The organism is Flaviaestuariibacter flavus (assembly GCF_004337505.1).
Classification (GTDB): Bacteria; Bacteroidota; Bacteroidia; order Chitinophagales; family Chitinophagaceae; genus Flavisolibacter; species Flavisolibacter flavus.
In genome coordinates, this window is the sequence record NZ_SJZI01000008.1 from 486788 (window position 1) to 505440 (window position 18653).

The window sequence follows — 18653 nt, forward strand, 5'->3', positions numbered from 1 at the left end:
TGAAGTGCAGCGCGAGCTAAAAAAGGCCACCCATCAGGCGGCCTCGGTTACGCATTTATTTTTTTAAAACAGCGAACGGGTGAGGGCAAGACGAAGACCTGCACTCGTAAGCGGCAGCTTACCCCAGCCCGCGCCTTTGAGCGGCAACTGCACATAGGGCTCTACGCGCACCTGTAAGCTGCGGGGCAGGCGGAGCCGGTAGCCGGCACTGAGCTGCAGCTGCGCGGCCCAGTCGCGCGTGGCATTTAGGTAAGAATAATCCACCGGGTATTCGGTATTATACTGCGTATTCTTATACAGGTAGGAATAATCCTCGCGCTTCATCAGGTAGCTGGAAATGCCTGCCGACGCAAACCAGTTGCCGCGGCCGCCATGGCCAAAGTGATATTGCACCGCCACCGGGATCTCGATCATGCGGCAGTCGCCGGTAACATCTTCCAGTGTATAGTAACGGGGCGTATAGATATCGCCTTTCACGTACTCGCCGCTGCTGTAATAGTGCTTGCGGCTCCAGAGCAGGCCGGCTTCGAATGCCCAGTGGCGACCGGCGGCATAACCGGCAACAAGTCCCAGGTCTTTGCCCATGCGCTGTACTTTTTGCCCCTCCACACTTGTTACGCCCGCGCCGGCCATCAGGCCGATGTAGAGACGGCGGGTCCGTGCTGCCTGGGGCTTCTTCCTTGCCTGCTCCGCGGCAACGGGCGGCTCCCCGGTCGTGTCCGGGCGGCTTACTGCAAGGGAGCCCTTCGATGATGTATCGCGCAGGATACTTCCCGGTGCCGGATCCCCAGGTACCTCCGCGGGCTTTGCGGGAGTGGGAGGGTTCGCCGGGGTCAAGGACGTGGGCTCCGCTACTGGCGCTTCGGTGCGGTCGTCTTTATTCGAATGATCCCGCCGGCGCTCCGTCATAACGGTTGCGGCACCGGGCGCATTCTTCCTTCGGGCGAAGGATTTGACGGGCGCCGTTGCCGTGCGCAGCTTCGGTATGCTCTCGCCGGCAGCGACTCGGCTATCCCGTAGCATTACGGGATCAACGGCAGGCTGCAGGTGCTCCCGGGACAGGTTGTCCCGGCTTGTTGACGTAGCAGTAGTCGAAGCGGGCGCCGGCATCCTGGTGCTTTCGGTTGCGGGAACGGCATCCGCTGCCGGCGCGCCGGGTGCTTCCGGACCATGCGCCGTGGCCGGCTTGGTGAAAGGCACTGTGGCCGGAGCGCGACCGCCTGTGGCAACTGCAGCGGCACCCGGTGTGGCAGCTGATGACGGGGGCTGCCCCCCGGCGACGCGGGCGACCTCTTCGCCCTGCTGGCGCCGGTACTCGATGCACATCCAGGGAAGGAGCAGCAGGAGCAGGAGGAGCAGGTAGCGGCGGTCCTTGCCCCGGGCGGGCTCCGGCGGGATTCCCATCCGGGCGGCCAGCTTGTTCCAATCAGCCCCGCCCGTATTCAGGGGGTACTCATCGGCAGCCTTCCGCCACAAATCGTCCATATCGTCATTTTGATATTGCATATCCCTGTTCGGGCTCACTTTTTTTAATGATCCGCTGCAGGCTCATACGGGCCTTGGCGAGGTTTGACTTGGAGGTTCCCACCGCGATCCCGAGCTGGTCGGCGATCTCCTGGTGGCTGAAACCGTCGATCACGTACATGTTGAACACCGTCCGGTAGGCCGGGGGCAGCTTGCGCACCTCGGTGATCAGCTCCTTATACAGCAAGGCGTTGTCGGATGAAACACCCGGCGCGGCCTCTTCCCATACCGAATCGGACAGCGCTCCCACCTCCTGCAGAAAGGAATTGCGCCGCAGGAAATCGATCGCCGTATTCACCATGATCGTCTTCATCCAGCCCATAAAGATCATCTCGAGGTTGACACCCGGCGGCTGCCGGAACTTTTCGAGGTTGCGAAAAACCTTCACGAAGCCGTCGTTGACCACGTCCACCGCGTTATCATAATGATAAACATACCGGAAGACGGTCTTCAGGCAATATCCGTAAAAGTGCTCATAAAGGGCGCGTTGCTCTCGATGATCCTGCCGGATGCAGCGTTCTATGGTCAGTTGCAGTTCCAAATTCGGGCTGGAATGTGGCGGTTCCGGGAGTAAAATACGGCCTTTGAGAAAAATGGTTGCCTCTTAAAACAAGGTTCTGGGGGTTGCGGTTGGGAAGGTTTTCCCAAAGCTGAAGCGCAGCGGTTGGCGGGGCGGCGGTTTTTGCCGACCTTCCGGCCTCCAATCCATCCGCTCTCAATGGCAAACGTTCGCTTCGACAACGCTCACGCACCCTTCCATCAATCGCTCAAACGCTCGGTAGACGCTTACTTCCGGGAGCGCGCCCTGCGCCGCACCGGCGACTGGCGCCTGTTCACCAAGGCACTCGTGCTGCTGCCCCTGGCCCCGGCCATTTACCTGTTCCTGCTTTTCGGCAAGCCGCCCGCGGCTGCCGGCATCGCCGGGTGCATGCTCCTTGGCCTCGTGCTGGCCTCCATCGGTTTCAACATCATGCACGACGCCAACCACGGCGCCTTTTCACAGAAAAAGTGGCTCAACAACCTGCTCGGGCTCTCCCTCAACCTGATCGGGGGGAATGCCTTTTTCTGGAAGCAGAAACACAATATCCTGCATCATACCTATACCAATGTGGAAGGGATCGATGACGATATCGCCCAAACGAAACTGCTGCGCCAGAGTCCTTCGCAGGAGTGGCGCCCCGTGCACCGCTACCAGCACCGCTACCTGTCGCTGGCCTACGGGCTCAGCCTGTTCAGCTGGATCTGGGTCACCGACTTCCTGAAATATTTCCGCAAGCGCGTCAACAACAACCCGCTGCCGCCCATGAGCACGAAGGAACACCTTGTTTTCTGGGCCAGTAAGGTTTTCAACATCGCCGTGTGGATCGTGATCCCGATCTGGGTGCTCGGCCCGCTGCCCTGGCTTACCGGGCTAACGGTCACCTTCCTCACTACGGGCATCGTGATCTCCTGGGTATTCCAGCTGGCGCATGCCGTGGAAGGCCCCGAATTCAACCCGGCGGGTCTGAGCGGCACCAATATCGAAATGGAGTGGGCGGCCCACCAGGTGCGCACCACGGCCAATTTCGCCACGCATAACCGGGTACTTTCCTGGTATGTCGGCGGGCTCAACTTCCAGGTGGAGCATCATCTTTTCCCGAGGATCGCGCACGTGCACTACCCGGCCCTGAGCCGCATCGTACGCCGTGAATGCGAAAAGCATGGCCTCCCCTACCACTGCTTCGACACCCTCGGCGAAGCCATCCGGAGCCATCGCCGCACCATGCGCGAGCTGGGACGGAAGCCGGAGCTGGAGGAAGAGAGGCTGGAAAGGGCTTGACCTCACCCCCGGCCCCTCTCCGGGACGGAGAGGGGAGTTGAATATCGAATAGCGAACAAGGAATATCGAAATGAAGAGCGGATGCTAGAAGCATCCGCTCTTTGTTATTAGGATCAAACAGCAAGCTGTTTGAAACAGTAGGAAATATTCCCGGGAGTCACCCCTCTCCTTCCGGAGAGGGGCCGGGGGTGAGGTCTACAACGTCGCCAGGTCGATTACGAACCGGTACTTCACATCGCCACGCATCATGCGCTCATACGCGTTGTTGATGTCCCGGATATCGATCAGCTCCACGTCGGCAACGATGTCGTGCTCGGCGCAGTAGTCGAGCATCTCCTGCGTTTCGGGGATACCGCCGATCAGCGAGCCGGCAATGGAACGGCGCTGCATGATGAGGCTGAACACGGCCACCTGCGCGGGTTCCGGGGGCGCACCCACGCAGATCATCACGCCATTGGTGTTGAGCAGGTTGAGGTAGGTGCCGTAGTCGTGCGGCGCCGATACGGTGTTGATGATGAAATCAAAATAACCGGTAAGCTGGCTGAGGATATCGGGATTGCTGGTGAGGGCAAAGCGGTGCGCACCGAGCCGCTTTGCGTCCGCCTCCTTGGAGGGCGAGTGACTCAGCATCGTTACTTCGGCGCCGAAGGAGGCGGCAAACTTCACGGCCATGTGACCAAGTCCGCCCAGGCCGAGCACGCCCACCTTATGGCCCTTGCCCACCTTCCAGTGACGCAGCGGCGACCAGGTGGTAACGCCGGCGCAGAGCAGCGGCGCCACGGCTTTGAGGTCCAGCTTTTCGGAAACCTTCAGCACAAAATCTTCCGTTGTCACAATCTGCTTCGAGTAGCCGCCATAGGTAACGGTCTTGCCGTCGCGCTCGTAAGCATTGTAGGTGCCCACCGAACCGTTTTCGCAATACTGCTCGAGGCCTTCCCGGCACTTGGGGCATTCGCGGCAGGAGTCGACGAGACAGCCGACGCCGGCGAGGTCGCCCACCTTGAATTTCTTTACGTGTGCGCCCACTGCGGTCACGCGCCCAACGATCTCGTGGCCGGGCACCATCGGGTAAATGGAGCCGCCCCATTCGTTGCGTACCTGGTGAATATCCGAGTGACACACCCCGCAATAAAGGATCTCGATCTGTACGTCGTGCGGACCGGGCGCGCGGCGTTCCAGCTCAAAGTCGCGGAGCGGCGAGGCCGCGTCGTAAGCGGCGTATGCTTTTGTAATTGACATGTGTTGCTTGTTTTGTGGCGCCAAAATAAGCAAGGGCCAGATGCAGTAATGGTAGAGCAGCTTGCCTCCCGATTTTGGTATATTTGGATAAAGCCTTCCATGAAAAACCTGTTCGCATTTCTCCTGCTGCTTCCCCTCTGCCTGCATGCACAGGAGCCGGCGCAGCCAGGAGCAGGCGCGCCCCGTACCGTTGCGATCCGTTCGGCAAAGCGCTCGTTTTTCCCGGATTTCACCATCGACTCCCTCGTGGGCCAGCTCAACCGGCTTAACCGGAATCCCGGCATTCGTTTCTGCCGCAGCACGGAAGACGATTCGCCAACCGGCTTCTATGCCGACTACCTCGTCGATGTGGATTTCGATGTAAGGTTTGCTCACCTGGAGGCCCCGCCCCCTTCGGAAGCACGCCTTCGGTATCTGCAGCAGCCGGCAACGAAACAGAGCAACAACGCCGTGACCACCACCGCTAACAGCATGGCCTATTTACCCGAGCCACGCGCCGACTTCAAAATGAAAACCGGTGAAGGAGTCTGTACCGTGAAGATCCTGGAGCGGCGCGCCAATGAAAAGATAAAGCGCGAATACCTGCGGGCAGCATCCGACAACGACGATGCGCTCCGGTACCAGCTTGCGGCCGCCGCGATCAACTACCTGGTGCAGCGCTTCGCGAAATAATGGCTACCTTGCCTGCCCCGCCCGGCGGGCAATTCTTCATGAACAAAGACCTCATTTTCGACATCGGCATGCACGAGGGTGAAGACACCCGCTACTACCTGAAGCGGGGCTACCGCGTAGTAGCGGTGGAAGCCAACCCCCTCCTCGCCCGCAAAGGAGAGCAACGCTTTGCAAAGGCCATCGCCGACGGACAGCTTACGATCCTTAACGTGGGCGTAGGCGACCACGAGGGCATCCTGCCCTTTTACATCAATGGCAAATACAGCGAGTGGAGCTCCTTCGACAAGGCTACCGGCACCCGCGACGGCACCCCTTTCAAAGTGATTGAAGTGCCCTGTGTACGCACCGCCGGCCTTTTTGAAAAGTACGGCATACCGTATTACCTGAAGGTGGATATCGAAGGTTTCGATCATTACCCGCTGCGCGATATCAATGCGGAGGGCGACAAGCCGCGCTATGTCTCCTGCGAGGCAGTACAGCTCGAATGGCTCACCATCCTCCGCGACAAAGGCTATACGAAATTCAAGATGCTGCACCAGGGCTACGGTTACCGCCCCATCAACCTGGCGCTCGACGCCACCTGGTATTTCCCGAAGTACCAGGTGCTCCGCAACGGCATCAAGCGGCGCCTCCAGCGCTTCCTTCCCTTCCGGCACCTGCACGGATCCACGGGGCCCTTCGGCGAAGACACCAGGGGCTCCTGGCATACCTACGAAGAAGTAGCCGAATTCTACCGCGCCTTCTACCAGTACGAGAAAAAAGCACCGCTCAACACCGTAAGCTGGTACGACTTTCACGCTACCTTCTGACCGATCGCACTAATGCAACTCATAAGAAAAGCCTCCCGGAAACGGGAGGCTTTTCTTATCGATACAGATACGAATGCCGGTTAACGGTCCAGGAGCACCTTGCTGGCAAAGCGCTCGCCGTTGAGCAGCGTCACTACCGTATAAATACCGTTGGCCGCAAAGCCGGGCACTTCTATATTGAAGGTGGTGGTACCCTGCGGCACCTGCTGCTGCCGGCTGGCGATCACGCGTCCGGCCGCATCAACAAGCACTACCTGCGCTTTTCCGCCGGTGGCGCTGCGCACCTGCAGCTTCACGGCACTCTTAACCGGGTTGGTCAGTACCGTTACCGCGTTTTCAACCGCCCCGTTATCCAGGGCCAGGTTCACCACATTGCTGTAGGTGAAGGAGCCGTTGTTATCGAGTTGTCTGAGGCGGTAGTACACTCGTGCGGAGCGGATGCCGCCGAGGTCGTCGTTGTAACCATACCGCTGCAGCGTGGCGAGGTTGCGGGCATTTACAAACCCGACCTGCTCGAAGCTGCGGCCATCAAGGCTGCGCTCTACGGCGTACCCGCGGAAGTCGGTCTCGTTGTCTACCGTCCAGCTGAGCGCCGCCGTGTTGCCGCGCTTCACACCCGTAAAGGAGATGAGGTGCACCGGCAGCGGTGTTCCGAACACGACCTGGTAGGTTGCCGTCGGGCCCACAAAACCGGCCGCGTCGCGGAAGGCATACTCAAAGGCGATATTGGTGCTGCCGCGTTGGGACAGGATCGTCAGCTTCGACAAGTCGAAGGACGGGATCTCCCAGGTGCCGTTGCCGCTATTGTAGTAGCCGCATACACTGTTGCCGGTGTTGCTGCCCTGGCAGCCGCCTGCATGCAGCTGCACGCCGTCGTACACCAGCACGAAACCATCAGGACCACTAACCCCATTCACCGTTCCGAAATACGAGCTGGGGTCGATCACGAGGCTGGTGTTGGGCGTGCCATCCGCGAGCGTCAGCGGAGACCCGCTGTTGCCGTCGCCGTCTGCCGCTGAAGGCGCACCCGGAATATTGCCACCGGACGCGAGACCGGTCATGATGATCCGGTAGTCGTAGTTGATCGCCGGGTTGAGGGTGCTCGCTATGTTGGCATTGAGCACACTCGGGCTAGTAAACTGGTTGACGGCATAGCTCTTCGCATCGGCGACCGCCAGTTGCTCAACGGCGAAGTTGATAGCGGCTACACTTGCCGATGCCAGGCTTACCGCCGTGCTGCCGTTGATGCTTCCGTCGCTGCCGCTGCCGCTGCCTTCACCGGTGTTGACCCAGTAGGGCGGCAGTGCCGCGACCGTCGCCGAGGGCGAGGTGGTGAGCAGCAGGGTGTAGTCGCCTGCCGAAAGGCCGGAGATGGCATAGCTGCCATCAGCAGCCACCGTGGCGCTGCCCGCCACCATAGTGCCGTCGAGGGCCACCACGTAGAGCGTACCGCCGGCGTTGGTGCCCACACCGTTGATCAGGGCATCGGTGCTGCCATTGTAGTCGTCGAACACGCTACCGCTGATGGAGAGCGACAGCAGGGGCTGCCGTGCGATTCCGGTGCTGTTGCTTTCCACGTAAGCCGCATCAACGGTTGCATAGGTGAAGTCTACCTCACTTGCATTGTTCACCGGATCAACCGATACAGCGGTGAGCGGGTTGCCAGCCGTGTTGGTGGCGACATACAGGCCGCCAGCGGGGAAGGTAGCAGCCGTATAGGTGTTGGTGCCGGCCGTGCCGCCCGGCGTTGTTGCCGCCGTCACCGTGATGGAAGTTGCATTGGTCGGGAAGGACTTCAGGTGAATATATTTCACCGCGCCGCCGCTCAGGTCGGTGGCATCGCTGCCGCCGAAGGTGCCGGCAGGCACGGCAACGTTGATGGTGCCGCCCGGGTTGAGTTGCGGCGTCGCCACGGTGAGCGGCGTCGTTGCGGGGCGCGCATCGATACCGAAGTCGATCACGAGGGGCGCCGTTACCGCGGTGCTGATAGTATAGCGGCCGTTGGGCAGCGGGTCACCGGCGGTGCCGTCGTCGCCTTCACCGGTATTCACCCAGTTGACCGCGTCGGGCAGCCCCTGCGTGGTTGCCGTGGGCGATCCTGCGAGCACGAGGCGATAGGTGTTCACATCGCTGCGCAGCCCGTCGGCCGTGCCGAAGCTGTACGTGCCGCCGGTAACCGCTTTCGAAGCCACCACAGTGTTCGTTGCGCCGTCAACGAGGTTGACATACAACTGGCCGCCGGCATTGGAGATGAGCGTGCCGTTGATCACCCCGTCATTGGCGCCGTTTACGTCGTCATAGATGGAGCCGCCAATGGTAATGTCGAGGATCGGGATCCGTCCCAGCCCGGTAGCGATACTTTCAACGCCGGCCTGGTCGATCGCGCGGAAGCTGATCTCCACGGTGTCGGCGCCATCAATCGGGTCGATGAAGAAGGGATCGAGCGTACTGCCGCCGGCATCGGTGGCCACATAAATACCGCCTGCCGGGAAGGTCGCAGCCGTAAAGGTCTGCACCGTCAGCGAACCGTTCGGGGTGGTCGAAGCGGTAACCGTTACCGCGTTGATCTTCGTCGGGAAGGAGATCACGTGCAGCCTGCTTACCTGGCCGCCGGCCACATCAACAGGGTCGGAAGCCAGCGGGATGCCGCTTGCGATCGGGATGAACAGGTTGCCACCGGGGTTAAGCTTTGGCGTGGCCACGATAAGCGGCAGCGGCACCGGCCTTGCGTCGATACCGAAGTCGATCTGCGTGTTGGCAGCGATGACGCCGGCAAAGGTGTAGGCGCCGTCAACGGTGCCGTCGCCGGTAGTAGCCGGAATACCTTCCGCCGTATTCACCCACTGTGCCGACGGCAGTGCCGGCGTAGTGGCCGTGGGGCTTGCCGACAGCACCAGCTGGTAGCCGCTTACATCATTACGCAGGCCGTCGGCCGTGCTGAAGGAGAAGCCGGGCTGTGCGGCCGTTACGGCTTTCGAAGCCACTACGGTGTTGTTGTAAACGAGGTTCACGTACAGCTGCCCGCCGGCGCTTGCAATGGGAGTGCCGTCGATGGTGCCGCCGTTCACATCGTCGTACACCGTGCCGGTAAGCAGCAGGTCGCTCAGCGGCTGACGTGCCGTGCCGGTAATGGTGCTTGCCTGGCCCGCGTTATCGATTGCATGGAATGCGAAGTCGACATTCACCGCTCCGTCAACCGGGTCGACGGTGATGGCCGACGTGGGATTTCCGTTGCTGCCAGTAGCTACATACACGCCGCCTGCGGGGAAAGTAGCACTGGTGTAAGAAAGCGGTCCGGGTGTGCCGCCCGGCGTTGTGGAAGCAGCCGCGAAATTCACAGTCGTCGCATTCGTGGGGAAGCTGGCGATCCGGATAAAGCTGACCACACCACCGCTGATATCATTGGCATCCGAAGCCACAAACGTGGATGCGGGGATCGTGACGAGGTTGATGCCTCCGGGGTTCACCTGGGTCACGGCCGTCGTAATGAAGGCAGGTACCGGGAGCGCGTCGATGGCGAAGTCGATCACCCGGTTGGTGGTAACAACACCGCCGAATACGTAGCGGCCGTTGGGCACCGGATCGCCGGCGGTACCGCTGACCCCCTCGGCGATATTCACCCAGTCGGCGGGCGCGGGAAGCCCCGGCGTGGTGGCGGCAGGCGAAGCGGCAAGTACCAGCTGGTAGTTTGCCACATCGCTCCGCAGGCCGTCGGCCGTACCGAAGCTGAAGGTGCCGTTGGAGAGCAGCTTGCTGCTCACTACGACGCCCGACTGAACGTCCACCAGGTTCACATACAACCGGCCGCCTGCATCGGAGATAGGTGTGCCGTCAATGCGTCCATCGGTGAGGCCGTCCACATCATCGAACACCGTACCCGTGATCAGCAGGTCGCTGAGCGGCTGCGCCGCAACCGCCGTATTGTTGCTTTCCACGCCGGCATTGTCCACCACGCGGAAGGGAACGGTTACGGTTACTGCGCCATCAAGCGGATCAACCAGTATGGCCGTGGTCGGGTTACCCGAAGTATTGGTAGCCACGTACACACCACCTGCCGGGAAGTTGCCCGGATTATAGGTGCTTGTAGTTACCGGACCACCCAAAGCATTGCTGCCGGTAAGGGTGATCGAGGTGGCATTACCCGGGATGGCCGTGATATGAATGTAGCTGATGGCACCGCCGCTGATATCCACCGCATCGGTGCCGCTGAAGGTTGCAGCCGGGATCGTTATGTTGTTGGTGCCGCCCGGGTTGGTCTGTGTAACCGCTGTCGCCGATACCGCCGTCGGCTTCCCGTCGATACCGAAGTCGATTACAGCCGGACTTGTCACCGCGCCGCCGAAGCTGTAGCTGCCGTCCGCACCGCCGTCGCCCGAAGTGCCGCTGAGACCTTCGGCCGTATTTGCCCAGGCCGAGCTCGGAAGCACCGGAGTTGTACCGGTGGCGCTGTTGGTGAGCACGAGCGTGTAGTTGCCCACATCGTTGCGCACGCCGTTGGCGGTGCTGAAGCTATAGGTGCCGTTGGTGAGAGCCTGCGAAGCCACTACTACCCCACCGCTCACCAGGTTCACATAAAGCTGGCCGTTGGCGTTGGAGATCGGCATTCCGTTGATGGTGCCGCCGTTGGCATCGTCGTATACCGTACCGGCTATTACCAGGTCGGAAAGCGGCTGCTGCAGGGTAGCCGTGTTGGTGCTTTCGAGCCCGCCGTTGTCCACCACGCGGTAGGAGATCGCGATGGTGTTGGCGCCGTCCACCGGGTCTGCGAGTATCGCGGTGGCGGGGTTGCCCGACGCGTCGGTGGCAATGTAAACCCCACCTCCCGGGAAGGAGCCCGAAGTATAGGTAGCCGTGGTCACCGCGCCGCCGGGGGTGGTGCCCGCGGTGACCGTGATCGAGGTCACATTGGTGGGGAAAGCCGTGATATGGATGTAGCTGATCTCACCACCGTTGGCCGCATCCGGATCGGTGCCGCTGAAGGAGGCAGCGGGAACCGTGATGGTGTTGGTGCCGCCGGGATTCACCTGCGCGGGCGCGGTGCTGCTGTTCGCAACCGGCCGGGCATCGAATCCAAAGTCGGCATTGGTGATACCGCCCGAGGAAAGGTTTACCACCAGCTGGCCGTCGGCCGGGGCTACGATGCTGCCGCCGATACCCTCGCCGGTATTCACATAGCCGGCGGGCAGGGTGGCGGTGCTGGAGCCGGCACTGGTCGTCAGCGTCAGTGTATAGGTGGCGCTGCCCAGGCCCGCGATCACGTAAGTACCGTTTGCCTGTACGGGAGCCGATGCCGCTACGTTGCCCAGGTTGTCAACCGCATTTATATAAAGCTGGCCGCCGAGACTGGTACCGACACCGTCGATCTGGTTGTCGGTGAGGGCGTCAACGTCATTATACACCGTGCCGGAGATAGCCCCGAGCACGAAGGGCACCGTGGTTACGGCAGCATTGCTTTCATAACCGGCGATGTCGAATACCGTGTACGGGAAAGTCGCCGATACGGCGCCGTTGGCCGGGTCGACCTTGAGGGCATCAACCGGCAGCAGGAAGCCCGGACCATCTGTGGGAATATAGAGACCGCCCGTGGGGAAGTTGGCAGACGTGTAGGTCTGCGTGGTAGCCGTGCCGCCATAGGACGTGGCTGCCAGAACCGTTATGGATACCGCGTTAGCCGGGAATGCCGTGAGGCGCACATAGGCGATCTCACCATTGACATCCGGGTCGGTGCCGGGGAAGGAAGCCGAGGGAATCGTCACCAGCGCGTTTCCGCCCGGGTTGTTTTGCGCCGTGATGGTGCTGCTCGAAGCGGTCGGGATCGCATTGACGCCGAAGAAAAGCGTTTGGGTTGTCTGCACATTGCTCAGCGCAACGCTACCATTCGCGCTGCCGTCGCCTGTGTTGCTGTTGCCCTCGGCGGTGTTCACCCAGCCCGCCGGCAGGTTCGATGCAGTTGCGGTTGCCGTAGTGGCGATCACCACCGTGTAATTGCCACCGCTTACGATGCCGTTGGTGGTGCTGAAGCTGAAGGTGCCCGCAGTGCCGCCGGCCGTCGGCAGGGCCTGGCTGGCAAGTACGGTGCCACCGCTCACCAGGTTGACATAGACCTGCGTTCCACCCACACTGCCTGCGGGTGTGCCGTTGATGATGCCGTCGAGTGTTCCATTGGCATCATCGTAAAGCGTGCCGGCGATGGCCAGGTCGGTAAGCGGCTGCCGTGCGATGCCGCTTGTCAGGCTTTCGCGGCCCGAGTTGTCGATGGCGGTGAAGATTAAGTCAACATTTACTGCGCCGTTAACCGGGTCTACCGTGATGGCGGAAAGCGGGTTGCCATTGCTTGCTGTGGCTACATACACCCCTCCCGTTGGGAAGTTGCCTGCATTATAGGCAAGCGGAACAAAAGGCCCGCCTACCGAAGTAGCCGCCGAAGCGAAACTTACCGTGGTGGTGTTGGCGGGGAAAGCCGTGATATGAATAAAGCTGACGGCGCCGCCGCTGATATCGTTTGCATCCGAAGCCATGAATGTGGACGCAGGAATCGTAACGAAGGTGGGGCCACCCGGGTTTACCTGGGGCGTAGCAGTCGTGAGCGTCGCCGGAACGGGCAGTGCTTCGATGGCAAAGTCGATCTGCTGCGCCGTAATGATGGCGCCGCCGAAATTATAGGTACCGTTGGCCGTCGCATCGCCGGATGTGCCGCTCACCCCTTCGGCCATATATACCCAGCCGGCGGAGGGCAGCGTGGCGGTATTTGCCGAAGGGCTGCTGGTGAGTACGAGGCGATACGACACATTGTTGAGCACACCGTCGGCCGTGCCGAAACTGTAGCTGCCGTTGGCGATGGCCTGCGAGGCTACCACCGTGTTGTTGGAGGCATTGACAAGGTTGACATAAAGCTGGCCGCCGGCATTGGAGATCAGTGCGCCGTCGATGACACCGCCGTTCACGTCGTCATATACCTTTCCGGAGATGGAGAGGTCGCCGAGCGGCTGGCGGGCAATGCCGCTGCCGTTGCTTTCCTCGAGCGCGTTGTCAATCACTTTGTATACGAAGTCAACATTTACTGCGCCGTTCACCGGGTCTACTGTAATGGCCGACGTCGGGTTTCCGGCCGTATTGGTGGCAATGTAAACACCACCGGCAGGGAAGGAGGCGGCTGTATAAGTCAAGGCACCGGGAGCACCGCCGGGCGTTGTTGCGGCCGACGCAAAATTCACCCGGGTGCTGTTGGAGGGGAAAGAGATAATGTGGATGTAATTGATCTGGCCACCACTCACGTCATTGGCATCGGAGCCCGAGAACGTCGACGCGGGGATAGATACCGTAGCCGTGCCGCCCGGGTTCACCTGCGTAGCGGCGGTGGTGAGGGTCGCCGGGATCGGCAGCGCATCGATACCAAAGTCCACCTGCTGCGACGTGGTCAGCGCGCCGCCAAACAGGTAGCGTCCGTTCACGTTGGCGTCGCCGGCAGTGCCGGGCAGGCCTTCACCCGTATTGACCCATCCCGAAGAGGGCAGCACCGGCGTTGTGGAGGCAGCACTGCTGGTCAGCACCAGCGCATAGGTAGTAACGCCATTCTGCACGCCGTTGGCGGTGCCGAAGGAATAGGTGCCGTTGGTCAGCGCCTGCGACGCCACCACCGTGTTGTTGCTGGTGTTGATCAGGTTCACATACAGCTGCCCGCCCGCCGACGACACCGGCGTGCCGTCGATCAGGTTGTCGGTTGCGCCATCGGCGTCGTCGTAAACCGTACCGGTGATCGTGAGGTCGCTGAGCGGCTGCCGGGCAGTGCCGGATGTGTTGCTTTCCTTGCCGGCGTTGTCGATCGCCGTATAGGTAAAGTCCACGCTCACCGCACCGTTCACGGGATCTGCCGTGATTGTGGCGGTGGGATTGCCGGCCGCATTGGTCGGGATATAGATACCACCGGCCGGGAAGGTGCCGACCGTATAGCTCACCGTACCGTAAGTGCCGTTCACCGAAGTGGCGGCATTCGATACGTTCAGCGTAGTGGTATTGGTGGGGAAGGACGTGATATGGAAGAAGCTCACGGCGCCGCCGCTGATGTCGGTTGCATCCGAAGCGCTGAAGGTGCTGGCGGGAACCGTAACCGTTGCGGTACCGCCCGGGTTCACTTGCGAAGCCGCAGTGCTGAGCGGCGCCACCGTGGGCAGCGCATCGATACCGAAGTCGATCACGGTATTGGTGCTGATGGCTCCGCCGAAGCTATAGGTACCATCACCGGTGCCGTCACCGGTGGTGCCGGTGCTTCCTTCAGCGGTATTGGTCCATGCGCCGTTGGGCAGGCCGGCCACCGTTGCGGCGGGCGATGCGGCAAGTACCAGGCGGTACGTGCTCACGCTGCTCATCAGGCCATCGGCGGTAGAGAAGCTATAGGCACCGCCACTGACTGCCTTCGAGGCCACCAGCGTGTTGGTGGTGCTGTTCACCAGGTTTACATAGAGTTGTCCGCCCGCATTGGAAATGGGGAAGCCGTCGATGGTGCCCGCGTTCACGTCGTCGTAGACATTACCGGACAGGGTCAGATCGCTGAGCGGCTGGCGGGCGATGCCGGTGTTATTGCTTTCCTTACCCGCGTTGTCCACCACCTTATAAGCGAGGTCTACGGTCACCGCACCATTAATGGGGTCTACCAGCACATTGGTGGCAGGGTTGCCCGCAGTGTTGGTGGCTACATACACACCGCCAGCGGGGAACGTAGCGCTGGTATAGGTTGTGGTCGTTACCGCGCCGCCGGGAGTCAGGGCACCGGTGAGCGTAATGGAAGTGACATTGTTCGGGAAGGTTGTGATAAGAATATACGAGATCTGCCCGGCGTTGTTCAGGTCCACCAGGTCGGTGCCGCTGAAGGTCGCCGCCGGGATCGTCACATTATTGGCGCCGCCGGGGTTCACCTGCGTTGTGGCCGTGGTGATGCCGGTTGTTGTGGGTCTTGCATCGATACCGAAATCCACGACCGTATTGCCGGTTACCACGGCGCCGAAGCTGTAAATACCGTTGGGAGCGCCGTCGCCCGCGGTGCCTGTCAGCCCTTCAGCGGTATAGGTCCAGGCCGAACCCGGAAGCACCGAGCCGGTGGCCGCGGCACTGTTGGTGAGCACCAGGTTATAGGTAGCCACATCGTTGCGCACACCGTTGGCGGTGCCGAAGCTATAGGTGCCGTTGGTGAGTGCCTGCGAAGCCACTACTACCCCACCGCTCACCAGGTTCATATAGAGCTGACCATTGGCGTTGGAAATCGGCGTTCCGTTGATGGTGCCGCCGTTGGCATCGTCGTATACCGTACCCGAAACCGTGAGGTCGCTGAACTGCAGGTTCACAGCCGCCGTGTTGGTGCTTTCCATACCCGCGTTGTCTACCACGCGGAAGGGTATCGAAACGGCCACCGCGCCATTCACCGGGTCCACCAGCACAGAGCCGGGGCTTGCCAGGTTACCGGCCGCATTGGAAGCCACGAAAACGCCGCCTGCAGGGAAGTTGGACGCCGTGTAGGTCGTGGAGGTCACGGCACCGCCGGGAGTCAGCGCGCCTGTGATCGTGAGCGAAGTAGCATTTGCCGGGAAGGCGGTGATATGTATATAACTGATCTGGCCGGCGGCAAGATCGGCATCGGTGCCGCTGAAGGCCGCTGCCGGAACCGCTACCGTGTTCGTTGCGCCGGGGTTGGTCACATTCACGGCAGCACCCGTCACCGCCGTGGGCAGTGCGTCGAGACCGAAGGTCACATTGGTGCGGCTGCTGGTCACCGTGCCGAGACTGATCACGGGCGAAGTGGTATTGAGGCCGGTGGTGATGGTTCCGTTGTTGTTATAGCTCACGTCCGTCCAGCCGCTGGCAAGCGTCTGCGTAATGGTGCTCAGGGCTGCGCCGTCGGTGGGTGCGGCACCCAGCGATGCAATGCGCACCTCGTAGTTGTTGCCCGACGGCACGTTGCTGAAGCTGTAACCGGTGGCTGCCGCCGTCACCGGTGTGGACGCATAGATGGTGGCGGCGCCCGAATAGGTATTCGATGTCTGCACCAGCAGTGCATACAGCGTTTGGCCGCTGCCGGCCACATTGGTGTATTGCTCGGCAGCATCCTTAATGCCGTTGCCGTTGGCGTCGTCCAAAACATTGCCGGATACCGTAATGGGCGAAGCCTGCGCAATGAAATTGATCGTGAGCGTGCTGGCCGATGCCGTCACATCCTGCACGCCGGCATTGTCCGTAGCGCGGAAGGGGATCACCACTGAAGTGTTGCCGGTGGCTGCCGGGTCGACGGCGATGGCCGCGATGTTGGCAACCGGGACCACCACAGCGCCTGGCCAGGCCACGCAGGCCGACTGCGGCGGGCAGGTGCCGCCGTTGGTGTAAATAACACCATTCAGACGGATCACGTTCGCACCCGTCGGGAAAGAGGTAATGGTGATGGAGGCTACCGACCCGTCGAGGTCGTTATAGGTGAAGCCGCCCGTTGTGGGCACCGTGTAGTAATTATAGCCACCAGGGTTGGGGATGCTGCTGAGAACGCTGCCGGAGGTAGTAGGCGGCACGTCCAGACCAAAGTTGGCATTGGCTACCGAGGAAGAACCCAAGGTCACCACGATGCGCCCGTCCACGAGCCCGTCGCTGCCCGCGCCGCTTCCGATGTTCTCCCCTACGCTTACATAAGGCTGTCCGCTCGAGGCAGGATAGCTGGGCGTGGTAATCGTGCCGCCCACAACGGCATTGGTGCTGCGCACGGTGATATAATAATTGCCCGGGTCCTGTGTACCGAAGCTATAGGCGCCGCCGGCCGATACACCGGCCGATGCAACCACTACGTTGTCGCTCTGGCGGGTAAGCACCGCAAACACTTCGCTGGCGCCGAATTGCGTCCCTGAGCTGGCATTGACGGTATTGTCGGAAAGCCCGTTCGGATCGCGGTAGATATTGCCACTGACGGAGACGCAGTTGAGTGTGGCGCTGAAGATTGCATCGGGACTCTGCGCGGCCGCGTTGTATGCATTGACAGTGAAGTTGCGGGTGCCGTTGGTAGCCGTAGCAGCTGTATTACGGTATTGCAGCGCGTCGAGCAGTGCCTCGATCTGGGCAGCCGTGCTTCCTGCGCGTACGAAGCGCACGAAGCGGATGCCGTTGCGCGAGCTGACGGTAACCGTGTAGCTGACACCCGAAAGCGTGGTGGTGGTGGAAGTGCCGTCCGTCAGGGTGATGCTGGAGCCGGCGGTTGCGCCGTTAACAAGCAGCAATTCATTGCTGCCGTTGAGCAGCTGCGCTGTGGGGATGCGCACCACCAGCGAATCGAATGAGTTGGTAGACGGCGTGCTGTTATTGGTAGCGGCGCTGCCGTTGGTGAAGGCGAGACCGCTGGCGCAGCCCGTGGCTTCGTTGTTAACACCGGTGGTGCCGGTATTCAGGTCAATGCTCGGCACCGCCACGGTAGTAGGCGTGGTGAATGCGTTGGAAGTGCTGAAGTCGATAAAGAAGAAAGCCTGTCCGCCTTCCTCCGCGCCCAGGACCAGCGGGAAGCTGCTGACATTGGAATAGCTCAGGCGGATCTGGGTTTCATCGGCAAGCACATTGGTATTGTTGGTGGAAACCGTGGAGCGGAACTTGGTAAGTCCTGTGGCAGCGTCGTAGGTAGCCGCCACCGTGGTAGCCGGACTGGCGCTCAGCTGGTAGGTGTTGAAGCCGCCAAAGAGGTTGAATTGATTCGAGCCGGCCGTTCCGTTTCCATCCACGTCGTAGGAATTAACGGTCACGTTCTGAAGAATCACTGGTGTCCCGTTCGGGTTGGTGGACGCGTTGTAGGACCCGCCGAGTATGAACTGGATATCGAAGCGGATCTGGCCCGGACTCGCCGCCGAAGCCGTGTTGTTGAAGGTCAGTTGCGGCGAAAAGAACTTCGGATCGTTGTTGGAAAAGTTCGTACCGCTGACGGCCGACTGGTCGTAAACATCGTAAGAAGTAAGATTGGCATAAGACGTTGTCGTCACGATCGCGTCGATGGTCGTGCCGCTGAGCGTGGCGACGTTGGAATACAGCACCCGGTTCCCGGCGGCCCGGCCATCACCGCTGAGCGGCGTAGGGCTGTCAAAGGAAATCTGCGCGTTGCTGTTGTTGTAATACGACGAGGTCACCTGGATGCTGAGCGTCGTATTGGTGGTGCCCGATGCATTGGTGGCCGTCACCGTATAGGTCGTAGCCGGGCTTGCAGTAAGCGGCGTGCCCGAGATCACACCGGTGTTGGTGTTGAACGATAGCCCCGTGGGCAGCCCCGGCGCGATCGAATAGCTCGTAATGTTGCCCGATACGGTAGGCGAAAGGAACACGTTGCTGGCGCCGGCTATGTATACGTTGGGCGTCGGGTAGCGGAGTGCCGTTGGCGGCTGTTGCGCCCCGGCCGTGACGGATACCAGCACCAGGAGCACAAATGCAAAAAAGGGCCGGACCAGGCGGGCGGCTTTCGCGAAAAAAAGAGGCATATGGACGGGTTTGGGTTGACGATCGTACGATGAGCAGGTATCCGCGAAGGATAGGTAGCCAAAATGCGGATAGGTACGGGAATTCAAGAGCTTCGGTTTTGGAAGGCG

Annotated in this window: 7 protein-coding genes; 3 read left to right on the top strand and 4 right to left on the bottom strand. The window is 61.0% G+C overall.

Annotated features, from left to right (window positions below; translation table 11 throughout):
• Nucleotides 1-63: 63 nt before the first annotated feature.
• Nucleotides 64-1485, bottom strand: a complete 1422-nt coding sequence (locus EPD60_RS06260) for a porin family protein (RefSeq protein WP_165871433.1) — start codon at nt 1483-1485, stop codon at nt 64-66.
• A 4-nt stretch (nt 1486-1489) separates the two neighbouring features.
• Complete coding sequence (locus EPD60_RS06265) at nt 1490-2065, bottom strand: RNA polymerase sigma factor (protein ID WP_243647775.1); 576 nt, start codon at nt 2063-2065, stop codon at nt 1490-1492.
• A gap of 177 nt (nt 2066-2242) precedes the next feature.
• On the opposite strand from EPD60_RS06265, the gene EPD60_RS06270 reads away from it, so the two are divergent.
• Nucleotides 2243-3343, top strand: coding sequence for a fatty acid desaturase family protein (locus EPD60_RS06270; protein ID WP_131447947.1), 1101 nt, complete (start codon nt 2243-2245; stop codon nt 3341-3343).
• Nucleotides 3344-3538: 195 nt separating this feature from the next.
• Here EPD60_RS06270 and EPD60_RS06275 read toward each other — a convergent pair whose 3' ends face one another.
• Entirely contained in the window at nt 3539-4582 is a 1044-nt protein-coding gene (locus tag EPD60_RS06275; protein ID WP_131447949.1) for an NAD(P)-dependent alcohol dehydrogenase, read from the bottom strand.
• Between the two features lie 99 nt (nt 4583-4681).
• Between EPD60_RS06275 and EPD60_RS06280 the strand changes: the two genes are divergently transcribed.
• Entirely contained in the window at nt 4682-5254 is a 573-nt protein-coding gene (locus tag EPD60_RS06280; protein ID WP_131447951.1) for a hypothetical protein, read from the top strand.
• The gene (locus EPD60_RS06285) at nt 5254-6063 is read left to right on the top strand and encodes an FkbM family methyltransferase (RefSeq protein ID WP_131447953.1); all 810 of its coding nucleotides are present in this window, start codon (nt 5254-5256) and stop codon (nt 6061-6063) included. Before EPD60_RS06280 ends, EPD60_RS06285 begins: the two co-directional genes overlap by 1 nt.
• 80 nt (nt 6064-6143) lie before the next feature.
• On the opposite strand, the gene EPD60_RS06290 is transcribed toward EPD60_RS06285, so the two are convergent.
• Nucleotides 6144-18545 (bottom strand): Ig domain-containing protein, encoded by a 12402-nt coding sequence (locus tag EPD60_RS06290; RefSeq protein ID WP_131447955.1) that lies wholly within the window; start codon nt 18543-18545, stop codon nt 6144-6146.
• Between the last annotated feature and the right edge of the window lie 108 nt (nt 18546-18653).